General features: G+C 68.5%; 4 protein-coding genes. 2 read left to right on the top strand and 2 right to left on the bottom strand.

Annotated elements, in window-relative coordinates; translation table 11 throughout:
- Positions 1–73: 73 nt before the first annotated feature.
- Entirely contained in the window at positions 74–1,648 is a 1,575-nt protein-coding gene (locus tag KBI5_RS22440; RefSeq protein WP_085016371.1) for a hypothetical protein, read from the top strand.
- A gap of 149 nt (positions 1,649–1,797) precedes the next feature.
- Positions 1,798–2,874 (top strand): ATP-binding protein, encoded by a 1,077-nt coding sequence (locus KBI5_RS22435; RefSeq protein WP_085016370.1) that lies wholly within the window; start codon positions 1,798–1,800, stop codon positions 2,872–2,874.
- 89 nt (positions 2,875–2,963) lie between these two features.
- Here KBI5_RS22435 and KBI5_RS22430 read toward each other — a convergent pair whose 3' ends face one another.
- Positions 2,964–3,188, bottom strand: a complete 225-nt coding sequence (locus KBI5_RS22430; protein ID WP_085016369.1) for a DUF397 domain-containing protein — start codon at positions 3,186–3,188, stop codon at positions 2,964–2,966.
- The coding region (locus KBI5_RS22425) for a DUF5753 domain-containing protein (protein ID WP_241883102.1) at positions 3,185–3,565 on the bottom strand (381 nt) is incomplete at its 5' end. The genes KBI5_RS22430 and KBI5_RS22425, both read right to left, overlap by 4 nt.

The following is a 3,565-nucleotide window of genomic DNA, read 5'->3' as shown; positions in this document are numbered from 1 at the left end:
CGCCTTCGCCTCGCGCTCCGGACAGGAGGCACGTCCGCGTCGCACACGCGGACCACGAGCTGGGTGGGGGCAGATGCCGACGGCGCGGATCAGCCTGCGGGAAGAACAAGACGACCTTCGCTCACGGATGCGGGCGCTGGGACTGAGCCACGGCCAGGTCGCCCTGGAGTTCGCGACCCGGTACCGGCTTCGACCACGGGAGGCATGGCGACGGGCACACGGCTGGACCTACAGCCAGGCGGCACGCCAGATCAACACAGTCGCCGCACAGACCGGCTTCGACACGGACGGACGGGCCGCGATGACCGGCCCGACGTTGTGTGAAGTGGAGAAGTGGCCTGGATCGACAGGACGGACGCGGAAACCCACACCACGCACCCTCGCACTGCTCGCGACCGCCTACGGCGCGCAGATCCAGGACCTGCTCGACCTCGACGACCGCGAGCACTTCACCGCCGCCGAGCGGCTGACTCTGGACGGGCTGAGCAGAGCGGCACCGCCTCAGCCGATCTATGTGCCCCCCGAGCGCAGCCCGGACTTCGCCGTGGGGTCCGACCACCAGCAGGAGCCGGCCAGCCTGGGCCTACCAGATCGTCCGGTCCTGCGACGTGCCGGTGGGATGGTAGAGGTCGCCGTCGACCGGCGCGACTTCCTGGCGGGAACCGCCACGCTCCCGCCCTTCGCCGCGATGGAACTGACCCGCCACGACCTCCTGAGCTCCCTGACCGCCGGCGGAAGCGGCGCCGATCTCGACGAGTGGCGGCAGGTCGTCTGGGAGTACGCCCTGAGCTACGGCAGCAGCCCGCCCGCCGTCCTGCTCCGCAGACTCGACACCGACCTGTCCATGCTCGGCACAGTCGCGCGACGCCAGACCGATGACACAGCTGTCCGCGAGCTACGCCGAATCGGCGCGCTCCTGGCGGCGTTCACCGCGCACGCCACCGCGGACGTCGGCGATCTGCCCGCATCCCAGCGGTGGTGGCGCACCGCGAAACAGGCCGCCGACGCCTCCGGCGACCTCCACACCCGGCTGTGGACACGCGGACGTGAGATCGTCCGCGCGTTGTACGAACAGCGACCCCTGCCGGCCGTACTCGACCTTGTCGCCGAGGCAGACGCGATCACCGCCCAGGGCGGGGTTCCCCCCGAAGCGGTCCAGGAATACCTGGACGGCAAAGCGCGAGCGTTCGTCCGCGCGGGCAGGAACGACGACGCCCGAACCGCGCTGACCGACGTCCAGGCGAACTTCGAACGCCTGCCCGACCGGGTACGCCAGGACACCGCCTCGTGGTTCGGCTGGTCCGAACGCGCCCTGCGCCTCGCGGAAAGCTACACCTACTCCCACCTGGGCGACTACACCCGCGCGGACCAGGCCCAGACGGCGGCCTCCCGCCTGTTCCCCGCCACGAACCGACGCGGATCCGCCCTGGTCGGACTGCAACGCGCCGTCTGCCTCGTACGTAGCGGCGACATCACGGCAGGGCTGGAACACGCGAACACCATCGTGGCCCGCCTGCCCCGCGACCAGTACACCAGCCCCATCCTCGCCCTGAGCCGCACCGTGCTGGACGCCGTCCCGGCCACCGAGCAGCGACGCGACAGCGCGCGGTCTTTCAAGGCCCACCTCCGCGGCTCGACCGCCGCCTGAGGAAACGCGAACCCACACGCTCCCCGGCAACGCACCGACATCGCACGCCGCTCTGACAACGACGTGGCAGACACGTCCATCTCCACGAACTTTCTCTTTTCGAGGCTCGTGGCCTCGCGAGACCCGCTCAATCACCAGGTGGTGTAGTGATGCAGACCGCGTTCGGATACATAAGAATCGACAACGCGGACGAGATACACTTCCTACACAACACCATCAGCGAATACGCCGCCGTCGAGGGAATGGAACTGGCCACCATCTACGTCGACCAGGAACCCCCGTCGACCGAAGCCGTCCATCCTCCCGGTCTCACGACTCTGCTCGAAGCAGTGGGACGATCCGAGCGCGCCGTCGTGCTGGTCCCCGACATCACCCACCTCTCGCACTCGCCGGAGGTCCGACGCGCCATCGGCGACGAGGTGGTCGCGCTCGGCGGCGCGGTCGTGCCCCTCCCACCACCGCCCCGAACACCTCGCACCCAGGACCAGGCACTCCAGGTCCCGCCCGGACCTGCCCACCGTCAGGAATCGTCCAGCCCACGCCGGCGACAGTCCGCGAAGGCCGGGAAGAAGCGGCTGGCGTCACCGATCGTCCGTGTCGCGGTCGAACGGTTTCCGGCCGTCCTCAGCTCTGTTCCAGCCGCTCGTGCTGCCACCGTCCGCGTGCTCAGACAGTGGGGAGTGAACGCCGCCGCTATCGAGACTGCCACCCTGGTGATGTCCGAACTGACCTCCAACGCGACGAAGGCAAGCGGCGCTGACGATCTGATCGCTTTTCGGTTGACCGCGAGCGACGGACAGCTCGTCGTCGAAGTCTGGGACAACTCCGACGACCCACCCGTACTCACCGACGCAAGCTCCGACGAAGAAAGCGGACGCGGGCTCTTCCTCATCGAGGCATTCAGCATCCGCTGGTCCTGGTACAGGCCGAAGTCCGGCGGCAAGGTCGTCTGGTCAGCACTACGCGCCGACATGATGCAGACAGTGCAACCGGTCGCGATCCCCGGCTCCTCGACAGAACTGGAAAGACGCTCGGCCGAGCCGGTGGCCGCCCCCGTCCGCCCAGTCACCTTCCAGAATGACCCGGCGCTGCTGCGCCGAGTGATCGACGGCCTGCGCGCCCTCGACGACTGGCACCTCCCAGCCTCCCCCGCCCACCGAGGCGCCACCCCAGCTCCGAGCCGCGTGCCAGCACAGCGGACACCGAAAGCAGGAGAAACCCCGTGACGAGACGCCGGCCTACCCGGCAACTGCCAGGTAGGCGCTACCCGGCTGAGGGAGTTACTAGATCATCCGAGGAAGCCGCGAAGCTGCTGTCAGTCGAACTGCCCGTCGCGAGCGCCGGCCAGGAACGCGGACCACTCGGCCTCGGTGAACTCAAGCACGGGACCATGGGGGTTCTTGGAGTCCCGGACAGCGCGACCCCCGCCAGGGAGGCCAGCAACCTCGACGCAGTCGCCTCCGTTGCCCCCGCTGTAGCTGCTCTTGCGCCAGACAAGCCCGGCGGCGGCGCCGGTCCGGTCGAGTGGGGTGTTGCTCATGTCAGTGCCTCCGCCGCCTTAACGATCAGTTCACGGGACCGTTCCGGGTCGAGCGCGGCGGCCCGCAGACGGTTCATAGCCAGCTTATACCGCCGTAGATCGGGCTCCCGCTCCAGGTAGAGCCCACTGTGGAGCTGATCCATGTGGACAACCTCGCCACCCGCCGCCCCAGGGAACGACATGATCGTAAACGGGTAGCCAAAGGCCACGTAGGCACCGAACGTGAAGGGCAGCACCTGAACCGTGATGTTCGACTGGGCCGCGCAACCCGCCAGATGATCGAGCTGAAGACGCATGACCTCGGCACCGCCCACGTGACGCCGCAGGACGGACTCGTCGAGGACAGCCCACAAGGTAAGGGGCTCATCGCCACTGAG

This window comes from Frankia sp. KB5, from assembly GCF_002099325.1.
GTDB classification, from domain to species: Bacteria; Actinomycetota; Actinomycetes; order Frankiales; family Frankiaceae; genus Frankia; species Frankia casuarinae.
The sequence above is the reverse complement of the archived record's forward strand: the minus strand, read 5'-3'. Positions and strand labels throughout refer to the sequence as shown.